We start from the raw sequence: 22851 nt of genomic DNA, 5'->3' as shown, positions 1-22851 counted from the left end.
AAATTCAATTCTCGGTACTCATAATGATCTGTTCTCTTTTTGTGCAAAGCACCGTTTCCAGTACTTCGCTACGCTGTCAATCCAATATGTTAATGAACTTGTCTTCTTGTTTTCTTGGCGAACTCAATCGCTAAGCGGGTGCAAATATAAAACCCTTTTTTGAATCCCACAATGTTTTTTGAAAGTTTTTTTGAAAGTTTTTTTTCACACTCCAATCGACAGACAACAAACACCGTTTTTTAAGAACTCCTCCGCTGCCAACGTTCCCGTTTTTAGCGGCTGCAAACATACAACCTTTTTTTGATCCGCAAAGCTTTTTATTAAAAAAATTTTGCCGCTCTTTTTTAAGGATGTAAATGAACTTTTTTCCGCTCCCCAGGGGTCGAAACCCCTCGTTTGCGGGGTGCAAATATACAACCCTTTTTATTTAACCCGCAAACAAATCATCCTCTTTTTTTTGAGTATTTTTCTTCAGACTGAAAATGAAAGCTTTAGAGGCGAGAAAAAGTGTAGATACTTCTCCCCTCTTTATCGTGACCGGTGCCCACCATGGAGATGTGGACTATGTCCGTTGTCATTTACGGAGCAATAAACGGGCGTGACATATGAGTGCCAGAACGTATTGGTTGCTCATTATCTGTAAACCAAACGAGCTGATGGCACAACCAATCCCTAAATTGAATAAGAAACTCTAACCATAAACCAAGCTCCAGGTTAAAAAACGGCCGTCTTCCGTATAATTTGAATCACAGAAACGAAACCAGCGGGGCCAAAAGATCGGCTATTAGTTGTTTTGGAAATCCTGTTACTATATAATAGGACCATTATCGCTTCATTATATATAAGGATGCTACCTTTTCAGATACATTATACATAAAGACATCACTCACGCAGAACATATAATTAGGTTGCCTGTTTAAAATCTGCTGGTACTTTAAAGAGACGGACGTGGATGGTAGAGCGGAAATATAGGTTTTTAGTTTATCCTGTTATTGGATTATAGGAATATGAATACCATCATTATATATATGTTGCCAAAACCGCGTTAGCGATGGAGCCCTTTGCTTGAACTCTTTGGGGACGCCGAAGAGCGACCCCAAAAGTGAGGGGCGAGAGCGCGGTGGTTGACCTTTTCGGGAAACCAAACGCCCAAATAAAAAAAACCTCATATAATATAGCGATGATCTTACCTTAAATGGATGTACTTAACAGGTACACTTCCCATAAAACCAATATAAACAGGACGCCAGTTTAAATTACTACCACTTTAGACATGTTTAATCTGCTTATGGTTTTATTGACTATATTATTTATACCTCTATATATATTGTATGAAAGTATTTAACATCTTATCTTTGCCATCCTAATAGTTAAGAGATATATGATTGATATAACGCTACCAGACGGAAGTGTAAAACCGTTTGAAAAGAATGCAACGCCAATGGATGTTGCCAAAAGTATAAGTGAAGGCTTTGCAAGAAACGTCATTTCTGCAAGTTTCAACGGGACTACGGTTGAAACTCAAACCCCATTGACAACAGATGGCGCGCTAGTATTATATACCTGGAACGATAAAGACGGTAAAAAAGCTTTTTGGCATTCATCAGCACACGTTTTGGCGCAAGCTCTTGAAGAATTATATCCTGGCGTGAAACTTTCTATAGGTCCCGCCATTGAAAATGGGTTTTACTATGATATCGATTTAGGTGAGCAAACGCTTTCTGATAAGGATTTTAAGGCTATTGAGGATAAAATGCTCGAAATCGCCAGAGGAAAATATGATTTCAGTCTGCGTTCAGTTTCTAAAGAAGATGCCTTATCCTTATATAAGTCGCAAAACAATGAGTATAAAGTAGAGCTGATTGAAAATCTTGAAGATGGAACCATTACTTTTTGTGATCATTCAACCTTTACTGATTTATGTAGAGGCGGCCATATTCCGAATACGTCTATTATAAAAGCCGTTAAAATAATGTCGGTTGCTGGTGCCTATTGGAGAGGTGATGAAAAGAATAAGCAACTCACGCGAGTTTATGGAATTTCATTCCCTAAGCAAAAGGAGTTGACCGAATATCTTCATTTACTTGAAGAAGCGAAAAAGCGTGACCACAGAAAGCTAGGTAAGGAATTAGAACTGTTTACCTTTTCTGCCAAAGTTGGACAAGGTTTACCGCTATGGTTGCCAAAAGGTGCCGCGTTACGTGAACGCCTTGAGAATTTTTTAAAGAAAGCGCAAAAAAAAGCAGGTTACGAAATGGTGGTCACTCCTCATATTGGACAGAAGGAATTGTATGTGACTTCCGGACATTATGAAAAATATGGTGCTGATAGTTTTCAGCCTATCCTCACTCCTTCCGAAGGTGAAGAGTTCTTGTTGAAACCAATGAATTGCCCTCACCATTGTGAAATCTATAATGCGAAACCGTTCTCCTATAAAGAACTTCCTAAACGTTATGCGGAATTTGGAACCGTTTACCGTTACGAACAGAGTGGTGAACTCCATGGCTTGACCCGAGTAAGAGGTTTTACTCAAGATGATGCCCACATATTTTGCATGCCAGATCAATTGGATAAAGAATTTAAGGATGTTATCGATTTGGTTCTATATGTTTTTGGTTCTTTAGGATTTGAAAACTTTAAGGCACAGGTGTCTTTGAGAGATCCTAATACGCCTGAGAAGTATATTGGAAGTGATGAGAATTGGGATAAAGCGGAGTCTGCCATTTTGAATGCTGCCATAGACAAAGGGTTGGATTATGAAGTTGTCACTGGTGAAGCTGCTTTTTATGGCCCTAAGCTGGATTTCATGGTCAAGGATGCCTTAGGCAGAAATTGGCAATTGGGAACCATTCAGGTAGATTACAATTTGCCGGAGCGCTTTGATCTTACGTATAAGGGAAGTGATAACGAGTTGCACAGACCGGTAATGATTCACCGCGCGCCCTTTGGAAGTATGGAACGTTTTGTAGCTATTTTACTAGAGCATACGGGGGGTAATTTCCCACTTTGGTTAATGCCAACTCAGATTATGATATTATCAATTAGTGAGAAATATGAAAAATACGCCGAAAAAGTTTTAAATTTGCTAGAAAATGACGAAATTCGCGCCCTCTCTGATAATAGAAATGAGACGATTGGCAAGAAAATCCGTGAAGCGGAGATGGCCAAAATCCCATATATGATTATTGTTGGTGAGAATGAGGAGCAAGAAAACATGATTACTGTGCGTCAGCATGGTGGAGAAGATTTAGGCATGATTAGTGTAGAAGACTTCTCGAAAATAGTAGATAAAGAAATTAAAAGGACTTTAAAAACCTTTAAACAGAACAATTAAGTTTAACTTAAAACATATAAGCCATAGCAATTCGTAGAAACAGAGGTAGCTTCAAAAGAACTGAAAAAGAGGAGCAACATAAAATTAATAGAAACATTCGATCCGAGAACGTAAGACTTGTTGGAGACAATATTGAGACTGGTATATACACCACCAAACAAGCTTTAGCATTGGCTGAAGAGCAGGGTGTAGATTTGGTTGAGATATCACCAAAAGCTGATCCGCCTGTTTGTAAGGTCATGGATTACAAAAAGTTTCTCTATGAGCAAAAGAAGCGCGATAAGGCATTAAAGTCTAAAGCGACGAAAGTGATCGTTAAAGAAATTCGTTTTGGCCCTCAAACAGATGATCACGATTACGAATTCAAAAAGAAACATGCAGAAAAGTTTTTGAAAGAAGGTGCGAAATTAAAAGCATTTGTATTTTTCAAAGGCCGTTCTATCGTGTTTAAAGAGCAAGGGCAAATTTTATTATTGAAATTGGCTCAGGATCTTGAAGAATATGGTAAGGTTGAACAAATGCCAAGATTGGAAGGAAAGCGTATGACGATGTTCATCGCCCCTAAGAAAAAGTAGAGCTTAGATAAGCTCAGTATCGGATAAAATAAGCTATGGGCGTTGATAGTTTCAACACCATATACAACAAGTTACCGACAAACAATGATTAAGTATCCACCCTTGTAAAGGTGTATAAAGATAATAAGCGAATAGTAAATTAAAATTGAGGAGAACATGCCAAAAATGAAAACAAAATCTAGTGCTAAGAAACGTTTTAAACTAACGGGCACTGGTAAGATTAAAAGAAAGCACGCCTTTAAGAGTCATATCTTGACAAAAAAATCTAAAAAGCGTAAACTTGCCTTGACAAAAATGACTTTGGTCAGCAAGGCAGATACAAACAATGTTAAAATCATGTTACGTTTAAAGTAATACGATTTTAATCGGTTAAAATAAATTTATAAACCCTGGAGTTAGGCTTCAAAAATTTACGATTAACGATTGTTGATTTTAGATTATTGAACCAAAGTGTCGAAATAAAAGATGACCGCCTACTACAAAACACAATTAAGAAATGCCAAGATCAGTAAATTCAGTAGCAAAAAGAGCCAGAAGAAAAAAGGTTCTAAAACAAGCAAAAGGATACTTTGGAAGACGTAAAAACGTCTGGACAGTAGCTAAAAATGCGGTTGATAAAGCGATGTTATATTCGTACAGAGACCGTAGGGTGAAGAAAAGAAATTTCCGTTCATTATGGATTACGCGTATCAACGCTGCAGCCAGATTACACGGAATGTCTTATTCAAAATTCATGGGTGCAATCAAAGCTAACAACATCGAATTGAACCGTAAGGTTCTTGCAGATTTAGCGATGAACCATCCAGATGCTTTTGAAGCCATCGCCAAACAAATCAAAAAATAGGCGTTTCGCCAAAATAATAACCACAATTCGCTTATAAAAATCCGATTCTTAATTGAATCGGATTTTTTCGTTTAAGGCCGTTATGCGGAGTTTCAAATAGGAGTATTGACCAAAGACTCTGTTTCTTTAGATCTTGTGTTAATCCTTAATTCTGGTATTCATGATGGATATAAAACTAGTTCCAGCAATAGGAATTCACGTATTTTTAAACTCAACCTGTGGATTCCAGCTTTATTTCTTTGGCGTGATATTTCCCATTAGAACAAAGCGTCGTTCATTAACAGACAACATTTCACAAATCAACTCACAATGATTGATTTGTTTTAGACGATTGGTATGCTATGGCAAATGCCAGTGTCAATATAATTGCTGGTACAACTAGTAAATGGGTGGAAGTCAAAGCTTCCTGTGAAATACACGTCTGGACATAGGCGATTGAAAATTAGAATAGGATACCCATTATTGCTCCCTATAGAGAGGATCGACGATCCAGTATTATCAATCGAGCAATATTTAGATGAGTGATTGAAGCCCTTAACAGGGACCTAAATGACATTTTGAAGAGCCTTTAAGTAATATTCTAAAAATATCAAGTGCCTTTGAGAGGTACCGAATTAAGTTTTTTTAGATCACTTGATTAAGCCTGCTCTTAAAACCTCTGGTTAAGTTCTACGGATTGCAAAAAGCCTTAACTCTTCTTTTTTTCCTTCCAGCACTTCATCGCCCAAAGGTTTTGCCTTAAATTTATTTCCTAATTTAAGTTTCAATAAAAGCTCTTCAGAAATTAGTAATGATTCGCCAAATTCATTACACTGACCCTGGATCCGAGAGGTGGTGTTTATCACATCACCATGATAAGCCAACTCCTTCTTTACGGTTCCCACTTCAGCAATGATAATCTTTCCAGAATGTAAACCTGCTTTAAAGACTGGTTGAACCCCATATTTTTTCTGATAATATTTGGAATGCCTTTTAAGTTTTCGTTCAAAATCAAAAAACAGATTGACACAATTCAAACGCCTCGCACCCCTTTTTGGTGTCCAACTCAACACGGCCTCATCTCCTACATACTGATAAATATTAGCATCATACTTATTAATAATCTTATTAAGGTAATAAAAACAATCCTGTATAAGTTGACTGTATTTTAAATGTCCCAACTCCTCAGCATGTGATGTGGAAGATTTTAAATCTAAAAACATAAAAATTCGCTCTACTTCTCGCGGATTTCGGTATCGGCCGATGAGCATTTTTAAAATGATACCCTTTCCAAACTTATCATTGGCTAATCTTAAAAATGAAAACAACAAAGACCCAATGATAAAATACGCCGTGACCATCCAAAATATCTTATTTGAGATCCACCATCCTGTATGATTTGGAAAATTGATATTGAGATAATCTTCAGCTAAAAACGCAATAATGCTCAATGAGAAAATCAAAAATATCAAATAAATAATAGATTTGATTAAAAGAATCACGCCTAGATTTAGTGCTTTGGATAAAAATTTATCAAAAACATATTCAACAATTGTATACACCGTGGCCACCATAACTCCTAAAACGACACCAAATATGAGATATTCGGAAACTGGATAAACCTGAGTGGACTTCAAAACATCCACCTGCTCCTGCTCTCTTCCTAAATATCTAATCAGAATAAAGAAACAAAAAGCGAATGACCAGAATAGAACGGAAGTGAGAAATAATTTGAAAAATTGTTTAATATGGTATAGCATCGGGGATATGTGTGATTATTTCTTTATTTCGTCACTAGCAGACTTAAATTCATTCCAATCCACAAGTCCATCCCCAACTTTATAATAACCTTCAATAAGTTTAGTGGTTACTAAACCTCTAATCAATCCGCTAATTTCCGCTTTTCTAAGTAATTCTGAAATCTCCCTTTTAGTTAATTTACCGTCTTTATCATTATCAAAAAAAGCGAAGGCTTCTTCTGGTGTTTGGAAATTATTGGAGATGACAATTTGAATTTTATTAAGAATGGATTCCTTTGTGGACATAGCTTAGATTTTAGTTTAAAAGTAAGAAATAATGTGGTTGTCAAACGACATATTTAACAAGAAAATTAGCCCACCATGTGTGCCACAATGATTATAAAATAAAGAAGACTTCTACTTTTTTAGATAAGGGCAACTCAAAAGACCAAAATCTATAGGAATCAGGTTTTTTGTTTTTTCTTTTTGGCGGCGGGAAATAAGACATTATTTAAAATCAAACGGTAGCCTGGAGATGTTGGGTGCAATTCCAATTCCGTTTTTGGGTCGCCAACTTTGTGGGTATAATCTTCTGGATCGTGGCCACCATAAAAAGTAAAAAATCCTTTTCCTTTGATGCCATGGATGTATTTTGCCTCCCCATTGGTTTTATTTTCACCCATCACAAGAACGTTTGATTTGATTTCCTCTCGCGTAAACGCGGTTGTCTGACCCATAAATCCTTTTACCAGCGCGGTATGATTCTGGCATAGCATGGTAGGAATTGGATCCCATTTGGCGGAAAAATCCATGAGCGTAAAATAATCCGTCAACATTGGTATTTGACGAGTGGAGGTCATATCAATTGAAGAAAATTCATAAATATTAGGATTTCTTTCTAAAATAAAATCTTTAAAAGCGAAGGTTTTATTATAATCAATTTTACTTTGATAGTCGGGCTCACTGGCATCACCGTCAAACATGGGTTCACAGATATCGACACCTTCTGCCGACAATGCGATGTCAAAACTATCAGTAGCACTGCACATGGCAAACATGAATCCGCCGCCTACTACATAATCACGTATTTTTAGAGCCACTGCCAACTTTTGTTCTGAAACTTTGGCGTAACCTAATTTTTCCGCCAATTCTTCAGCCTGTTTCTTCTCTTCAATATACCATGCGGCCGATTTGTAAGTCCTATAAAATTTACCATACTGTCCCGTAAAATCTTCATGATGGAGGTGCAACCAATCATAGAGCACGAGCGCATCATTCAATACTTCTTCATCATAAATAGTTTCGTAGGGAATTTCAGCGTAAGACAAAACCATGGTAACGGCATCATCCCAAGGCAGATTTCCTTTTGGAGAATAGACCGCGACTTTTGGAGCTTTTTCCAATACAACAGACTCCATGTTTTGTGACGGACTGCTGATCAATTCTAAAATCTCTTCGGTTTTAGCATCTGAGATTACCTCAAAAGAAACGCCTCTAATTTGGCATTCTCTCTGAATTTCCGCAACATCAGGCAATAGAAATGATCCACCTCTATAGTTCAGCAACCATTTTACTTTTAATTGTTTATCAAGTGTCCAGTAGGTTACACCATAAGCTTTGAGGTGGTTTTTTTGCCCTTCGGCATCCATTGGGATAAGAATATAACTCGCATATGTATGTATTGAAATAAATAATAATAGGAATATACAAAGCGTCTTTTTCAAAATTTTTGTTTTTAGAAATGGGAATAAAGATTGAACTATTACTAATTCAACCTTGTTTGTCGAACTATCATTGCGCTCTACTCACTAATAGAAAAAAAATAATTCCGTCATGATAGCTGATAAATGTGCCGTCAGATAGTCACCTGTTTAGAAACTATTGATCTAATCACAATCGAAAGATAACAAAAATATATAGGCCATAAATTTCTTTATGCTAAAATTAGGAGCCATGAAGTATTCCAACTCAGCTTTTACCTGAAAGAAGGCTCGCTATGATTTTAGTATTAGGGAACTGTTCTAAAATAATCTTTAAAAACACGGTGATAGGGATGGACATAATCATGCCAGGAATCCCCCAAATAAAGCCCCAAAACATCAGCATAACCAAAACAGCGATGATATTGATAGAGAAAGATTTACCCATAAAAATAGGCTCCAAAATTGATCCAAAAATCACCTGAACCAGAGTTATTGAAAGAATAAAGAAGAAGAGTGTACTGGTGGGATCTAGTTCTACAAAGGCAAATATGGACAAGCTGATTACCGAAATAAACGATCCAATCATTTGAACAAAGTTAATCACAAATGCGAATAGGCCCCAGAAAATGGGAAAACTCACATCAAAATACACACAGGCCAATCCTGTAAAAATACCGGTTCCTAAACTGACCAAAAATTTAACCTTTATAAAAGTGATCAGGTCATTTTCAATTTTAAGGAAGGTTTTGACCGAGGTATGTCGTTGCTTTAAAATCGTGGCGTTCATCAATTTTTGGACATTAATGGATTCTGCCAACCAAAGCACCGTAAAAAAGGCTGTCGTTAAGGACATGCTCAAAAAACTCCCAATAAAACCAAACACAGAGCCAATGTTTTTAGTTTCTGCAATTTGTGCCATTACACTCCCATTCTTACCTAACTGAATCCCAAAATCAGATTCAATGGAAGTTTTTAAGCCTCGAATCTTCTCTTCAGCCTGCGCAAAAAAGGTACTGTCAGATGATGTTATTTGTTTACTGGAAAGATGGATCAATTCTGCAGTGACCCCCAATCCCAATAAAATGATAAGAATGACAATAAATATACTGATAAATTTTGGCACTCCCCTTTTTCCCAACCAGCGCATCAATGGTAAAAACAAGAGCGCGATAAACATAGAAAATACCAACGGGATAAAGATAAATGACAAAATCTTTAGTAAATAAAACACAAGTGGTACCACGATGACCAGTAGTAATAAATTTGTTGTTCGTGTTTTATCCATGAGGCATTAGTTTTTAAAACCCTGCAAAGATAATCTTAAACTCTAAAAGAAAATAAAGAAAAAGTCAAGAATTTAGAACGGTACATCATTATCGTCATCATCGTCCATTGGCGGCGGATCAAAAGCATCTGAAGGTGATGGAAAATTACTAGAGCTGAATGAGTTGTCATTGGCAGCGGCATTCATTTTAGAATGAAATTCGCCAAATGGCGTATCAAAATCGTCTAGGTTATCAAACTTACCGAGGTTTCCGATAAATTTCAACCTGATATTTTCCAAGCCACCATTTCTATGTTTTGCAATGATAAATTCCGCTTGGCCTTCAGTGGGAGAACGTTCTTCATCATCCCATTCATCAATTTTATAATATTCCGGTCTGTATATAAAGGATACAATATCCGCATCTTGTTCAATAGCTCCAGATTCACGCAAATCCGAGAGCAATGGCCGTTTACTACCTCCACGTGTTTCAACCGCACGAGATAATTGGGACAATGCGATTACAGGAATACTCAATTCTTTGGCCAAAGCTTTAAGGTTACGGGAAATTGTTGAAATTTCTTGCTCTCTATTACCACCGCTTTGGCTTCCTCCAGCAGTCATTAATTGCAAATAATCTACAATAATCATTTTAATACCATATTGTGATGCCAAACGACGTGCTTTTGCTCGCAAATCAAAAATAGAAAGCGATGGGGTGTCGTCAATAAATAAAGGCGCCTTTTCTAAGGCTTTTACTTTGACGTTTAACTGTTCCCATTCGTGTTTTTCCAGTTTTCCTGTCCTTAATTTTTCTGATGATAATCCTGTTTCACTAGAAATCAAACGCGTAATCAACTGTACCGAAGCCATCTCTAAAGAGAAAAATGCCACAGGAATATTATTGTTGACCGCAATATTTCGGGCCATGGACAAGGTCAATGCCGTCTTACCCATCCCAGGACGTGCCGCTACAATGATCAAATCACTTTCCTGCCATCCTGAAGTCAATTTATCCAACTTATCAAAGCCTGACGGAATACCACTCAGACCTTCTTTATTGGAAATGTCTTCAATTTTCTTTTTAGCTTGAATTACTAAACTTTGAGCAGTTTCTGTCGACTTCTTGATATTTCCTTGGGTTACTTCATAAAGCTTCGCCTCGGCTTGATCCAACAAGTCAAAAACGTCCTTAGTTTCATCGTAGGCAGATTCAATAATTTCATTGGAAATCTTGATCAGGCTCCGTTGTATAAATTTCTGAAGAATAATACGTGCATGGAACTCAATATGCGCAGAAGAAGACACCCTTTGGGTCAAAGAAATCAAATAAAAATCGCCACCAACCAAATCCAACTTCGCGTCTTTCTTAAGTTGACTGGAAACGGTTAATAAATCGACGGGTTCGCTGTTTTCAAACAATTTGAAAATCGCTTCAAAAATGTGCTTATGAGCATCTTTGTAGAACGCATCCGGACTCAAAATGTCGATGACTTCATCAACACCCTTCTTATCAATCATCATCGCCCCAAGCACAACTTCTTCTAAATCAGTAGCTTGAGGAGGAATTTTTCCTTTTTCTAAGCTAATGATGGTGCTCTTATCGACTTTGTAGCCTTGTATTGGGTTCGGTTGTTTCATGAATGCGAAAGTAAATAATTTGTAAAGAAAGAAGGCAGATTTGACGTCTTCAATCTTAACACGTCATCAACAATGTAACTGTTAATAACTTGATAATATTGTTAATAAGGCCAAAAAAAACCGAAGTTGACCACTCCAGTTTTCAGTATTGTTAGGGTATTAGGGTGTTGCTATTTATAAACCCCCATATCAGCATATTTTTCCATACGCTTTTTAACCAAATCTTTTGGTGATAAGTTTTTGAGCTCGTCATATGATTTTTCTATGGCAGTTTTTACCGCCAAAAAAGCCTCTTGACGATTGGTATGCGCGCCACCTAATGGCTCTTTAATAATACCATCCACCAATTTCATTTTTTTCATATCAGGTGCAGTAAGTTTTAAGGCTTCTGCAGCTTGTTCTTTATATTCCCAACTGCGCCATAAAATAGAAGAGCAGGATTCTGGAGAAATAACAGAATACCACGTATTTTCCATCATCAACACACGGTCACCAACACCAATTCCTAAGGCACCACCAGAGGCACCTTCTCCAATAATCACACAAATAATAGGCACCTTTAAACGGGTCATTTCTAGAATATTTCTAGCAATAGCTTCACCTTGTCCGCGTTCTTCGGCTTCCAATCCAGGGTACGCTCCAGGCGTGTCAATTAATGTCACCACAGGAATTTTGAACTTCTCTGCAGATTTCATCAAACGTAAAGCTTTGCGGTAACCTTCAGGATTTGACATCCCAAAATTACGGTACTGCCTTGTTTTCGTATTGTAGCCTTTTTGTTGGCCAATAAACATATAAGTTTGATCTCCAATTTTACCCAAACCACCAATCATGGCCTTGTCATCCTTCACATTTCTATCGCCATGTAACTCCAAAAAAGAATCACCACATAAAGCTTTGACATGATCTAAGGTATAAGGTCTATTAGGATGTCGAGACAATTGAACACGCTGCCATGCGGTAAGATTTTTATAAATATCTTTCTTGGTAGCGATGAGCTTTTTTTCAATCTGCTCACAAGTCTGAGTCACGTCAACATCACTTTCTTGCCCAATAATTTGGCACTTTGACAGCTGATCCTCTAGTTCTTTTATGGGAAGCTCAAATTCTAAATACTCCATAGAAATTTAAGATTTAATTATTAGTTAGCGTACAAACCTACGCAAATTTTTCCGTTCTAATTAAAACAACATTATGAAAAAGAATGTATTTTTTTGACCGTCTTACAAAGATACGGATTATCAAAGCATCACAAATAAATTAATTGGTTTTGTTGAAATTTCGTTTTTTGTGGCGATAGGTTTTTACATTTTTAAGGATGCCATCCAGCAAAACGGAGGTCAATACGAGTGCGGCGCCGTAATAAAACTGAGGGCCCATGGTTTCTATTTCTGGAAATAGAATCAAGGCCAATGTTATCCCATAAACCGGTTCTAAATTATAAGAAAGCACTACGGTATAGGGACTAATAAATTTCATCACTTTTACCGAACCGATAAATGCATAAGCTGTACAAATAGACGCCAGAACGAAAAGATAAATCCAATCTGAAGAAGTCAGCGTAAAGAACTTCGCATCAAATCCACCCTTGAATAAAAGTATAAAAAGGGATAAAAAAACCATTCCGCTCACAAACTCGTAAAATGAAATGACCGTTGCCGAATGTTTTTGAACAAACGTCCCGTTGATAACGGCAAACAGACTTGACAATAAGGCTGAAACCACGCCTAGTATAATGCCATTAATGTATTTTAGTTCACCGTGCGTGATCAAAAAAACACCAATGATCACAATAACCCCGAAAAGAATTTCGTACCAAATGATGCGTCTTTTATAAAAAATGGGTTCAATAAATGACGCAAAAAAAGCACCGGTGGAAAACATAGCAAGCGTAATTGATATGTTGGATTGTTTGATCGCTTCAAAAAACGTGATCCAGTGCAAGGCGATGATCACCCCAGCCGCAAAAAACTTGAGCATTGAACGTTTATCAACCTTCATTTTATGCTTGGTAAACTTGATATAGAAGAGCATGAGCACACCTGCCATTAGCATTCTATACCATACCAAAGGAATGGAACCAATGGTGATTAACTGACCTAAAATAGCAGTAAATCCCGCAATAAAAACTAAGAAATGAAGATGGAGATAGTTTTTTAACCTAGCGTTTTGCATTGTAGAGAAGATAAATGGCCAAAATACCAAAAACTACGTTCGGAAGCCAAGCAGCTACCAAGGGGGAAAAGTCAGACTGCTCCGCCAATACTCCAAAAACCTTATCAAAAAACACGTAAACCATGGCGGTAGTAATACCAAAGGCTAAATTGACACCCATACCTCCTCTTCGTTTGATTGAGGATACCGATACGGCAATAATGGTCAAAATAAAAACGGCAACTGGTAAACTCCACTTTTTATATTTTACAATTTCATAGCGACCAATATTTGAAGAACCTCTTGCCTTCTCTTTATCTATAAACTCTACCAATTCAGAATATGGTTTTGTTTCTGCAATATAATTAACTGGCGTTAAATCGTCCAAATCAAATGAAAATAGCGTATCCATCCGTCTTTTACTTTCAATGATATCACCGGTATCAGTAATGGTTCTCTTAAAATAATTAAACAGCCTATAAGTGCTATCCTTATCTATATATCTGATAGAATTCGCAAAAATCTTATAGGTCATTTCGTTATTCTCAATATGCTCCAACGTGAAATTATAACCTGTTTTTTTACCTCTATCAAAACTACTCACGTAAATAAAATCCGTATCATTGATCTGCCTAAAAATATTTTCTCCCGGTTGCTGCCGACTCGCACTTTTTAAATACTTATAGCTAAATTCATTAAATCCCTGACTTGCAATAGGCGCCAAATAAAAGCCCAAGATCATCGCAAATATGGAAATAATTGTAGCTCCAATAATATAAGGTCTGAGAAAACGTGAGAACGACACGCCAGAACTTAAAAAGGCTACAATCTCAGTATTATTGGCCAATTTTGACGTAAAAAAGATTACCGATAGAAACAAAAATATTGGAAACAATAAATTGGCAAAATAGATTGTAAAATTGAGATAGTACAGTGCCACTTCCCAAAAAGGAACATTGTTTTCTAAAATCTTACCAATTTTCTCAGCAAGATTGACCGTAATTCCAATAGGAATAAACAGCAACAACATCATCAAAAAAGTGACGAGATATCGTTTTAATATGTACCAATCAAGGATTTTCAATGTCTGAGAACTATTATTTATTCCTATTTTTTACTTCCTATTATTTATAAAGAATTAATTTCTCTACAACCTCTGAAGCTTCCGTCTTCCAACTTTCAACTTTATAAGCGCTTATCCATCTGTTTCACCATCATCTCTTTCCATGATCTAAAATCGCCCGCTAAGATATGTTTTCTAGCTTCCCTGACCAACCACAAATAAAATCCGAGATTATGAATGGTAGCAATTTGCATTGCCAAACGCTCATTGACACTAAACAGATGACGCAAATAAGCCTTGGAATATTCCGTATCAACATAGGTCATAGCCATCTCATCCAAAGGAGAAAAATCAGCTTCCCATTTTTTGTTTTTAATATTAATGGAGCCGTGTGCGGTAAATAGCATCCCATTTCTAGCGTTACGTGTTGGCATTACGCAATCGAACATATCCACGCCTAACGCAATATTTTCAAGAATATTGATTGGCGTACCAACCCCCATTAAATAACGCGGTTTTTCTTCAGGAAGGATGTCACAAACCACTTCTGTCATGGCATACATATCTTCGGCAGGCTCCCCTACTGAAAGTCCGCCAATAGCATTGCCAACCGCACCGGCGTTGGCGATGTATTCAGCAGATTGCATGCGCAAATCTTTATAAGTACTTCCTTGAACAATTGGGAAGAAACTTTGCTCGTAACCATATTTAAATGGCAATTTGTCCAGATGGTTGATACATCGGTCCAACCATCGGTGGGTCATGTGCATGGAACGCTTTGCGTAATTATAATCACAAGGATACGGGGTACATTCATCAAAGGCCATGATAATATCGGCTCCAATGGTACGCTGGATTTCCATCACATTTTCTGGAGTAAATGTATGGTAGCTCCCATCAATATGCGATTTAAATTTAACACCTTCTTCCTTTATTTTACGGTTGGCAGATAACGAATACACTTGGTAGCCGCCTGAATCGGTCAGAATATTTCGATCCCAATTAATAAATTTGTGCAAACCTCCCGCCTGTTCCAATATTTTTGTTTGTGGACGTAAATAAAGATGATATGTATTACCCAGAATAACATCAGCATTAATGTCATTTTTAAGCTCTCTTTGGTGTACGCCCTTTACAGAACCTACAGTACCAACCGGCATAAAAATAGGCGTTTCAATAACCCCATGATCTGTAGTCAGCACGCCTGCCCTTGCCTTACTTTGTAGGTCTTTTCCTTTTAATTCAAATTTCATACGTAACAAACCTACATCTTTTTTAATTCAAACTGCAAATAATCAGGTTGAAGGAAGATGCCTTTGTATTTTAATTATTTCAATAAAACCCAAGAGGAACATCCCACTTGGTATTCAATGAAAATTTTTTCTCATCTTGAAGCAAGCTTTTGAGATTTTAACCTAAGATCCCTCCCAAAAGCGGGATCAGTACAACCAACAAACCTAACACGCTTCACATTTACATTATGGGTTCCACTAATAAGTTGGCAAAGATAGACAATGCTGCAAATAAGTTAAAGAGCTCTTAAGAAAACTTTAAAAATTCTGTTTACCGGGAATTGACATCCTAAATGCGAGGACTTTGAAAATTAATTTGATGTTTAAAAACCTTTGGAATTCAGTTTCCAATTGTTAGCAAACAAGAATATTCGTTGATAACTGCGCCTATATCAGTTTTGATTACGGTCTTAAAAAGGCTACTTTTGCAGCATAAAACTAACTTTTATATAATGTCAAACACACAACAATTAGAAGATTTAACAACACAGGTACGCAGAGATATCCTCCGCATGGTACACAAGGTCAATTCTGGTCATCCAGGAGGGTCATTAGGTTGCGCAGAATTTTTTGTAGCACTTTATAATGAGATTTTGGACAGAAAGGACACTTTTGATATGGATGGGATTGGTGAAGATTTGTTCTTCCTTTCCAACGGACATATTTCGCCCGTATTTTATAGCGTATTGGCAAGAGCAGGTTATTTCCCTGTAGAAGAATTGAACACGTTCAGATTGATCGATTCCCGTTTACAAGGACATCCAACTACCCATGAAGGTTTGCCCGGTATTCGTGTTGCTTCAGGGTCATTAGGTCAGGGCATGTCTGTGGCTATTGGTGCTGCACAAGCTAAAAAATTGAACAATGACAATCATTTGATTTATAGCTTACATGGTGATGGCGAATTGCAGGAAGGTCAAAATTGGGAAGCTATTATGTATGCTGCTGGGAATAAAGTAGATAATCTTATCTCTACCATTGACCTTAACGGACAGCAAATTGACGGTTCCACAGATACCGTATTACCACTAGGTAGTGTTAAAGACAAATTTTTAGCTTTCGGATGGACGGTTGTTGAAATCGAACAAGGGAACAATATTGAAGCGATCCTTAAAGGTATGGCCGATGCAAAATCGAAAACAGGTCAAGGAAAACCAGTGTGTGTACTTTTAAAAACAGTCATGGGCAACGGTGTGGATTTTATGATGCATACACACGCATGGCATGGAAAAGCACCAAATGATGACCAATTGGCTATCGGGCTGGAGCAAAATGCGGAGACTTTGGGTGATTATTAAAGTCACCACCTAACCTTCCCAAAGAGGAGGAATTGGTTCAGTTAAAAATTTTAAATAATATTAAAACATAAAAGTCCCTCCTTTGGAGGGATTTAGGGAGGATTATGAAAACATACACAAATACAGGAAATAAAGACACACGTTCAGGATTTGGAGCAGGCTTGACACAATTGGGACAGACCAATGAAAAGGTTGTTGCGCTCTGTGCCGATTTAATTGGCTCATTAAAAATGGACGATTTTAAAAAGAACCATCCCGAACGTTTCTTTCAAGTAGGAATCGCCGAAGCCAATATGATTGGAATGGCTGCTGGTTTAACCATCGGTGGAAAAATTCCGTTTACAGGAACCTTCGCTAACTTTTCTACAGGTCGTGTTTATGATCAGATTAGACAAAGTGTAGCTTACTCAGATAAGAATGTCAAAATTTGCGCATCTCATGCGGGATTGACTCTAGGTGAAGATGGTGCAACTCACCAAATTCTTGAAGATATTGGATTGATGAAAATGTTACCTGGAATGACGGTAATCAATACCTGTGACTATAACCAAACAAAAGCGGCTACCATTGCAATTGCAGACCACAAAGGGCCTGTTTATTTACGTTTTGGACGGCCATCAGTACCTAACTTTACGCCAGAAGACCAAACCTTTGAAATTGGGAAAGCCTTACAATTAATAGAAGGTACAGACGTGACAATCATTGCCACTGGACATTTGGTTTGGGAAGCTCTTGAAGCAGCTAAAGCATTACATGAGCAGGGCATATCTGCAGAAGTCATAGATATACATACTATCAAACCTTTGGATGATGCCGCTATTTTAAAATCGGTTGAAAAAACAGGTTGTGTGGTTACGGCTGAAGAGCATAATTATATGGGTGGCTTAGGTGAAAGTGTTGCGCGTGTGTTAGCATTAAACCATCCAGCACCACAAGAATTCGTGGCTACTCAAGATACTTTTGGAGAATCAGGAACACCTGCTCAATTAATGGAAAAATACGGTTTAAACAGTGCTTCCATCATCAAAGCAGCTCAAAAAGTTGTAGGAAGAAAAAAGTAGTTGAATTATAATTAAGAAGTTTAACTGTTCAAGTTCATAGAATTTCAATATCAGAAGGGCTTTCTTTTTTAAAGAAAGCTTTTTTTTGTGGGCAAATAAAACTAGTCTAGAGTAAAAAAATCCTTCCTTTTTTAAGCGAAGATGACTTTAAGCTCAGAATAGAGCTTAAATACGGAAGGGTTTATCAAAGTCCATAATAAAGGGAATTAAGTTGTAGAGTCATGAATGAGAAATTGAATTTGGTTTCTGCAAGATTCAACCACCTCAAACTCTACTTCACTTCGGAAGCAGAAGCCTCTTCTTCTCTTAAAGATGGAGAGTTTCAATTTATCTTTGAATTTAATAAAAGTCCTACTTTAAATTAAAAAAGGTCCGAAGCAAAGTATTCTTTAACTCTCGAATGCTTTCATTACAGCCAACAAAACTTAATGTGCTTTGCTTTTAAGTTTTACTTGACTGTCGGCAAATAGGGGCTTAGATCCTCAAAAATGCGGGATTAGTTCAGCCATCAAGACTTAACGCGCTGCGCTTTTAAGTTTTGGGCTTCACTAAAAAAAAGGCCATCTCAAAATAATTTGTGTTTGGCAACGTTTTTGAATATATCGAACATCACACTTAAAAAAGAAAACTATGAAAATTTTGAAAAAGTTAAATAAACACCTTAAAACAACACAAGGCATGACTAAGAGCATGATTTTAGCTTGTTTTGCCTTAGCTGCATTTTCTTTTACCACCAACGCACAAAATGGCGATGGTTTTGGTATTAAAGCGGGATTAAACTACAATGCAAACGGCAATTATTTTGAATCTATCGGCGCCAATGCTAAGCATCCTGATAGAAACGTTGGTTTCCATGTAGGCTTGTATGGTAAAATTGGAGATCGGTTTTATTTCAAACCAGAAGTGGTCTATTCACAAACAAAAAGCGACTATGACAACGATGCTTTTAAAATGAAAAAAATAGATGCACCCCTTTTATTTGGAATGAAAATTATAGGTCCCGTAAGTGTATTTATTGGTCCATCAATTCAATACATTGTAGACTCTAAGTTTGAGGATATTACCATAAAAGACATTGAGAATGACTTTACTGTTGGTCTCAATTTTGGGATTGGTCTTAACTTCAACGGGTTTGGGGTTGATTTAAGGTATGAAAAAGGCCTAAGCGAGAATATGGCCACGTTTGGCATTCCGGAACGCAGGATTGACACAAGACCTGAACAATTGATCTTGGGTGTCTCAATCGCCCTATAATATGAAAAAAGGCTATCACACAAAATGATAGCCTCTTATTTTTACTTTTATAGGGAGCCAAATTAAAATTAAGGCTTGCTATAATCTATTTTGACATCTTTCTGTAAATGATCCCAAACACCATCACCGTCAGAGTCCACATATTTTAAAGTCTTAATGGTTAAGATGCCGTCTTTTTCTGATCGGCTACTTTCAAACTCATCTGCAGCCAATACTGGCTCTTCTTCCCCAGAGTTGATATCAACCGTATAGGTTTGTCTGGTCATTTCGTTTATCGTTAGTACACGATCGCCATCATCATCAGCATCTAAGAAATTTGGAACGCCATTTTCATCGGTGTCATCATTGAATAAATTCTTATCACCGTTGAGATCTTCCATATAAGAAGGGATACCATCGCCGTCATGATCTGCAATTTCCGACTGGTATAGTTCAAACTTAAACATCAAATTAGAATACGCAGGAATGGTTGTTGTTGGATTACTATAATATCCCAATCCTGAAGGTAAGAACATCATCCCAAGACCATAATTATTATATGAAACGGTGCCATCGGCATTTTCCATATAATTCTCGGAAGTTTTAAATTCAGGAATCACTTCTCTCCAACCAGGAATAAGGTTCATCAAATCGAAATCAGCAGGTGTCACCGTGCCATCAAACGATTCTCCATTAGCCAGAAATCCATTATAATTTAACCTTACCATATCAGAAAAATGAGGATTCACTCCTCCTCCTTCATTAAGTTCTAAAATATAAAATTGATATTCTACATCTTGATAAGTTGTTGTTTTAGGATGATCAATATCCACAGCTTCACTAAGCAACTGGTTAGATTCAGGATCTGGCATTGCCAGATAATTACCGTTGGTGTCTTTAGGTAATTCTGTAATAAGAAGTTCATTTATACTATGGTTACCAGGCGTCTCAAAAGTAGCGCGATTATAATAATGGGATTTCAAATAATTCTGCATCGAATCTAAATCTGCCACTTGTTGCTCCGTTCGATCACGTTCCGGAACTGGTTCTGGAGAGTTGTCATCATCCTTTTTACACGAGGATAATAACGCTAAAAAACATAAAGTAGAGAGGACGTAGGTTTTTAATTTCATCAATTTAATTTTATTCATTTTCAAAAGCAAAACGCAACATCTTAAAAATCACCAACTTGAACAACAAAAATAGATTGTCAAATAATGTTTCAATATTGCTTATTTTTGCCGGCAAGATACAATAATATAATAGGTATGCACAACAACATTAACGTTGTTTTAAAACTTTTAATATGCGAATAGATAAATTCCTATGGTGTGTCAGATATTACAAAACACGCACCATTGCCACGGAAGCATGCAAAAAAGGACACATAAAAATTAACGGTCAAGTTGCCAAACCCAGTCGAGACGTTTTTGCCACAGATAAAGTAGAATTACGTAAAAATCAAGTCAATTATCAATTGACGGTTAATGATATTCCTCCAAGTCGTGTTGGCGCTAAATTGGTTGATATTTATGTAAAGGATACCACGCCAAAAGAAGCCTTTGAGGCACAAGAGCTCTTGAAGTATGCTAAAGATTACTATCGAAAAAAAGGCGTTGGCCGTCCAACGAAAAAAGACCGAAGGGATATTGATGATTTTAATGACACCAATGACGACGATTAAAAGAACGCTTTTTTTATCTTTGAAGAAACATTGAACACCATGACTACAACAAAACAGATCATACTCAACCATACCGAAATCAATCATAAAATCAGACGTATTGCTTATCAGATTTATGAAAATAACGTCAATGAGTCGGAGGTTATTTTAGCAGGAATTGATGCCAATGGCTATATATTGGCCAAAAAACTGAAATCCAACTTGGATAAGATTTCAGATTTAAAATCGGTTCTGTGCAAAGTGATCATTGACAAAAAGAACCCTTTGCATCCTATTACTACTTCAATTGACGCTTCAGATTACAGCAACAAGTCTATTGTTTTAATAGATGACGTTCTAAATTCAGGAAGCACCCTTATTTACGGTGTAAAATATTTCTTGGATGTGCCTCTAAAACAATTCAAGACCGCAGTACTAGTTAATAGAAACCATAAAAAATTTCCTATTAAAGCCGATTTTAAGGGCATTTCGCTTTCTACTTCCCTTCATGAACATGTAGAAGTTGTTTTGACGGGCAAAGAATTTGAAGCCTTTTTAAGATAATTAACTTAAAAGTATAATGTTCAACAGTCGTCGTAATTGAATTTTTAGTTCTCAGCCAGATTTCGAATATATCTTCAGATTATCATCAATTTACTGATATAAGCTTTACTTATATTTACTGTTATAAGCTTCACTAACTTCTTTGGCGATAGCTTCAATATTTTTCCCATCGGTATGAATCGTTTGATTGCTTTGGTTATAATAAAACGAGCGCTCAAAAAGATGTTTTCCAATAAACTCGGTCAGCTCTTCATCAGTTTCGAGATGTGAAATCAAAGGGCGTTGGACTTTTTCCGAACGCAATCTTTTCACCAAATTAGGAATGGAACTCCTTAAATAAATACTATACGCCTCCTGAGCGTTCAAAATAGCATCCATATTACTGCCATAACACGGCGTTCCACCTCCAAGTGACAGAATTATATTTGTTCGTTTTAAAAGCTCCTCTAAATAACGTTGTTCGATTTTTCTGAAATAGATCTCACCTTTAGTCTTAAAAATCTCAGAAATGGTCAAATTTTCCTTTTTTTGAAGATAATCGTCCAAATCAATAAGTTCAAAATCGAGCATTTCTGCCAATTTCTTACCAATTGTCGATTTTCCAGACCCCATATATCCAATTAAAATTACACTCATAAAACGGCTTATAAATTGATTCTTAAAAACATAGCTAATCGCACTGCAAAAAAACAAAAAATTATTTTAAAAAAGGGTTTGGTTTATTAATAAAAGCTTTTATATTTGCACCCTCCTAAGGGAAATGAAAATGACTCGATAGCTCAGTTGGTAGAGCATAACACTTTTAATGTTAGGGTCCTGGGTTCGAGCCCCAGTCGGGTCACAAGATGGAAACATCAATCTTAAAAACCTTGCTAATTTATTTTAGCGAGGTTTTTTCTTTTTATATAAGACTGAATACTCATGATCCCGTTATTTTCTTAAAAGCCATACCCATCCACTTCTCAAAAAAATACAATAAAAAAGCGCATTAACTGAACAAAAAAATAAGTTTCCATTTATCTTTGGAATATGAAAGCCTAAGACAGTACGTTCATCCCTTTAAAAAACGTATGAATTGGCCATTCCAATCGACTACAATTAAAATTAATCCAGTCAAGACGTTAAAATGGACACCGTTAAAACGGATCAAGCCCAATTGTTGTGTTTATGCAAAGATTGTGGTTAATCTATAAAGGAAGAATTCTACATTTTTGACTCCTCTAAACTGTGCTCTAAAGGCTTTGATCTTTGCATTGAATGATTCTGCTGAGGCATTTGTACTTCTGTTTATAAAATAGTTCAGTATTGATCTATAATTGAGTGTTATCGTGTTCGCAATTGTGTTGAACGCTCTAAATCCTGTATTCTCTACATCTTTGTACCAATGTGCCAGTTTGGTATACGCTATTTCTATTGTTTTGGCTGTATTAAATATGTTCCTCAG

Annotated in this window: 21 protein-coding genes and 1 tRNA gene; 10 read left to right on the top strand and 12 right to left on the bottom strand. The window is 36.7% G+C overall.

All coding sequences use genetic code 11. The features are described from left to right. The first annotated feature begins 1381 nt into the window (after positions 1–1381). From thrS to rplT, 4 genes are all read left to right on the top strand, one after another. Positions 1382–3334: a threonine--tRNA ligase gene (gene thrS, locus G525_RS0116785; RefSeq protein ID WP_027127181.1), complete on the top strand. Its 1953-nt coding sequence runs from the start codon at positions 1382–1384 to the stop codon at positions 3332–3334. A 23-nt stretch (positions 3335–3357) separates the two neighbouring features. Next, the gene (gene infC, locus G525_RS0116780; protein ID WP_211222944.1) at positions 3358–3909 is read left to right on the top strand and encodes a translation initiation factor IF-3; all 552 of its coding nucleotides are present in this window, start codon (positions 3358–3360) and stop codon (positions 3907–3909) included. 156 nt (positions 3910–4065) lie between these two features. After that, positions 4066–4263, top strand: coding sequence for a 50S ribosomal protein L35 (gene rpmI, locus G525_RS0116775; protein WP_027127179.1), 198 nt, complete (start codon positions 4066–4068; stop codon positions 4261–4263). A gap of 142 nt (positions 4264–4405) precedes the next feature. Further along, a complete protein-coding gene (gene rplT / locus G525_RS0116770) occupies positions 4406–4753 on the top strand; it encodes a 50S ribosomal protein L20 (RefSeq protein ID WP_027127178.1) in 348 nt (115 codons plus the stop codon). 662 nt (positions 4754–5415) lie between these two features. Here rplT and G525_RS0116765 read toward each other — a convergent pair. From G525_RS0116765 to tgt, 9 genes are all read right to left on the bottom strand, one after another. Continuing rightward, positions 5416–6492, bottom strand: coding sequence for an adenylate/guanylate cyclase domain-containing protein (locus tag G525_RS0116765; protein ID WP_027127177.1), 1077 nt, complete (start codon positions 6490–6492; stop codon positions 5416–5418). Between the two features lie 15 nt (positions 6493–6507). Further along, positions 6508–6777 carry an EF-hand domain-containing protein gene (locus tag G525_RS0116760; protein WP_027127176.1) on the bottom strand — a complete coding sequence of 90 codons (270 nt, stop codon included), beginning with the start codon at positions 6775–6777 and terminating at the stop codon, positions 6508–6510. A 158-nt stretch (positions 6778–6935) separates the two neighbouring features. Beyond that, a complete protein-coding gene (locus G525_RS0116755) occupies positions 6936–8120 on the bottom strand; it encodes a hypothetical protein (RefSeq protein WP_027127175.1) in 1185 nt (394 codons plus the stop codon). 319 nt (positions 8121–8439) lie between these two features. Beyond that, positions 8440–9459 carry an AI-2E family transporter gene (locus G525_RS0116750; protein WP_027127174.1) on the bottom strand — a complete coding sequence of 340 codons (1020 nt, stop codon included), beginning with the start codon at positions 9457–9459 and terminating at the stop codon, positions 8440–8442. 72 nt (positions 9460–9531) lie between these two features. After that, on the bottom strand, positions 9532–11079 hold the full coding sequence (gene dnaB / locus G525_RS0116745; RefSeq protein ID WP_027127173.1) for a replicative DNA helicase: 1548 nt from the start codon (positions 11077–11079) through the stop codon (positions 9532–9534). A 170-nt stretch (positions 11080–11249) separates the two neighbouring features. Then, complete coding sequence (locus G525_RS0116740; RefSeq protein ID WP_027127172.1) at positions 11250–12200, bottom strand: acetyl-CoA carboxylase carboxyltransferase subunit alpha; 951 nt, start codon at positions 12198–12200, stop codon at positions 11250–11252. Between the two features lie 139 nt (positions 12201–12339). Continuing rightward, positions 12340–13254 carry a DMT family transporter gene (locus G525_RS0116735; RefSeq protein WP_027127171.1) on the bottom strand — a complete coding sequence of 305 codons (915 nt, stop codon included), beginning with the start codon at positions 13252–13254 and terminating at the stop codon, positions 12340–12342. Continuing rightward, positions 13241–14317: an LptF/LptG family permease gene (locus G525_RS0116730; RefSeq protein ID WP_084647786.1), complete on the bottom strand. Its 1077-nt coding sequence runs from the start codon at positions 14315–14317 to the stop codon at positions 13241–13243. Before G525_RS0116730 ends, G525_RS0116735 begins: the two co-directional genes overlap by 14 nt. 101 nt (positions 14318–14418) lie before the next feature. Further along, the gene (gene tgt / locus G525_RS0116725; RefSeq protein WP_027127169.1) at positions 14419–15549 is read right to left on the bottom strand and encodes a tRNA guanosine(34) transglycosylase Tgt; all 1131 of its coding nucleotides are present in this window, start codon (positions 15547–15549) and stop codon (positions 14419–14421) included. 491 nt (positions 15550–16040) lie between these two features. Here tgt and G525_RS0116715 point away from each other — a divergent pair, with 491 nt between their 5' ends. The 3 genes from G525_RS0116715 to G525_RS0116700 all read left to right on the top strand — a co-directional run bounded on the left by G525_RS0116715 (position 16041) and on the right by G525_RS0116700 (position 19201). Beyond that, positions 16041–16886 carry a transketolase gene (locus tag G525_RS0116715; RefSeq protein WP_027127168.1) on the top strand — a complete coding sequence of 282 codons (846 nt, stop codon included), beginning with the start codon at positions 16041–16043 and terminating at the stop codon, positions 16884–16886. A gap of 104 nt (positions 16887–16990) precedes the next feature. Continuing rightward, positions 16991–17947: a transketolase family protein gene (locus tag G525_RS0116710; protein WP_027127167.1), complete on the top strand. Its 957-nt coding sequence runs from the start codon at positions 16991–16993 to the stop codon at positions 17945–17947. A gap of 678 nt (positions 17948–18625) precedes the next feature. After that, positions 18626–19201, top strand: coding sequence for an outer membrane beta-barrel protein (locus tag G525_RS0116700; protein ID WP_027127166.1), 576 nt, complete (start codon positions 18626–18628; stop codon positions 19199–19201). Positions 19202–19269: 68 nt separating this feature from the next. Here the strand turns inward: G525_RS0116700 and G525_RS21310 are convergent, their stop codons facing one another. Next, entirely contained in the window at positions 19270–20331 is a 1062-nt protein-coding gene (locus tag G525_RS21310) for an FKBP-type peptidyl-prolyl cis-trans isomerase (protein WP_051209993.1), read from the bottom strand. Between the two features lie 155 nt (positions 20332–20486). On the opposite strand from G525_RS21310, the gene G525_RS0116685 reads away from it, so the two are divergent. Together G525_RS0116685 and G525_RS0116680 are read left to right on the top strand one after the other, a co-directional pair. Then, entirely contained in the window at positions 20487–20864 is a 378-nt protein-coding gene (locus G525_RS0116685; protein ID WP_027127165.1) for an RNA-binding S4 domain-containing protein, read from the top strand. A 39-nt stretch (positions 20865–20903) separates the two neighbouring features. Then, positions 20904–21407 (top strand): phosphoribosyltransferase family protein, encoded by a 504-nt coding sequence (locus G525_RS0116680; RefSeq protein WP_027127164.1) that lies wholly within the window; start codon positions 20904–20906, stop codon positions 21405–21407. Positions 21408–21512: 105 nt separating this feature from the next. Here the strand turns inward: G525_RS0116680 and G525_RS0116675 are convergent, their stop codons facing one another. Then, positions 21513–22043 carry a shikimate kinase gene (locus tag G525_RS0116675; RefSeq protein WP_027127163.1) on the bottom strand — a complete coding sequence of 177 codons (531 nt, stop codon included), beginning with the start codon at positions 22041–22043 and terminating at the stop codon, positions 21513–21515. 132 nt (positions 22044–22175) lie between these two features. Between G525_RS0116675 and G525_RS0116670 the strand changes: the two genes are divergently transcribed. Continuing rightward, positions 22176–22248: transfer RNA gene (locus G525_RS0116670), tRNA-Lys, on the top strand. 324 nt (positions 22249–22572) lie between these two features. Here G525_RS0116670 and G525_RS0116665 read toward each other — a convergent pair. Then, positions 22573–22851 (bottom strand): transposase (locus G525_RS0116665; protein ID WP_245577815.1); only part of this gene is annotated, 279 nt, incomplete at its 5' end.

Origin of the sequence: Gelidibacter mesophilus DSM 14095, assembly GCF_000423005.1 — a bacterium.
In the GTDB taxonomy this organism is placed as follows: domain Bacteria; phylum Bacteroidota; class Bacteroidia; order Flavobacteriales; family Flavobacteriaceae; genus Gelidibacter; species Gelidibacter mesophilus.
Note: the sequence above shows the minus strand (reverse complement) of the source record. Positions and strands in the feature narration are given on the sequence as shown.

Coding starts and splice junctions, on each gene's coding strand:
- thrS (WP_027127181.1), top strand. CDS start 1,382: ATGATTGATATAACGCTACCAGACGGAAGTGTAAAACCGTTTGAAAAG.
- rpmI (WP_027127179.1), top strand. CDS start 4,066: ATGCCAAAAATGAAAACAAAATCTAGTGCTAAGAAACGTTTTAAACTA.
- rplT (WP_027127178.1), top strand. CDS start 4,406: ATGCCAAGATCAGTAAATTCAGTAGCAAAAAGAGCCAGAAGAAAAAAG.
- G525_RS0116765 (WP_027127177.1), bottom strand. CDS start 6,492: ATGCTATACCATATTAAACAATTTTTCAAATTATTTCTCACTTCCGTT.
- G525_RS0116760 (WP_027127176.1), bottom strand. CDS start 6,777: ATGTCCACAAAGGAATCCATTCTTAATAAAATTCAAATTGTCATCTCC.
- G525_RS0116755 (WP_027127175.1), bottom strand. CDS start 8,120: ATGGATGCCGAAGGGCAAAAAAACCACCTCAAAGCTTATGGTGTAACC.
- G525_RS0116750 (WP_027127174.1), bottom strand. CDS start 9,459: ATGGATAAAACACGAACAACAAATTTATTACTACTGGTCATCGTGGTA.
- dnaB (WP_027127173.1), bottom strand. CDS start 11,079: ATGAAACAACCGAACCCAATACAAGGCTACAAAGTCGATAAGAGCACC.
- G525_RS0116740 (WP_027127172.1), bottom strand. CDS start 12,200: ATGGAGTATTTAGAATTTGAGCTTCCCATAAAAGAACTAGAGGATCAG.
- G525_RS0116735 (WP_027127171.1), bottom strand. CDS start 13,254: ATGCAAAACGCTAGGTTAAAAAACTATCTCCATCTTCATTTCTTAGTT.
- tgt (WP_027127169.1), bottom strand. CDS start 15,549: ATGAAATTTGAATTAAAAGGAAAAGACCTACAAAGTAAGGCAAGGGCA.
- G525_RS0116715 (WP_027127168.1), top strand. CDS start 16,041: ATGTCAAACACACAACAATTAGAAGATTTAACAACACAGGTACGCAGA.
- G525_RS0116710 (WP_027127167.1), top strand. CDS start 16,991: ATGAAAACATACACAAATACAGGAAATAAAGACACACGTTCAGGATTT.
- G525_RS0116700 (WP_027127166.1), top strand. CDS start 18,626: ATGACTAAGAGCATGATTTTAGCTTGTTTTGCCTTAGCTGCATTTTCT.
- G525_RS21310 (WP_051209993.1), bottom strand. CDS start 20,331: ATGAATAAAATTAAATTGATGAAATTAAAAACCTACGTCCTCTCTACT.
- G525_RS0116685 (WP_027127165.1), top strand. CDS start 20,487: ATGCGAATAGATAAATTCCTATGGTGTGTCAGATATTACAAAACACGC.
- G525_RS0116680 (WP_027127164.1), top strand. CDS start 20,904: ATGACTACAACAAAACAGATCATACTCAACCATACCGAAATCAATCAT.
- G525_RS0116675 (WP_027127163.1), bottom strand. CDS start 22,043: ATGAGTGTAATTTTAATTGGATATATGGGGTCTGGAAAATCGACAATT.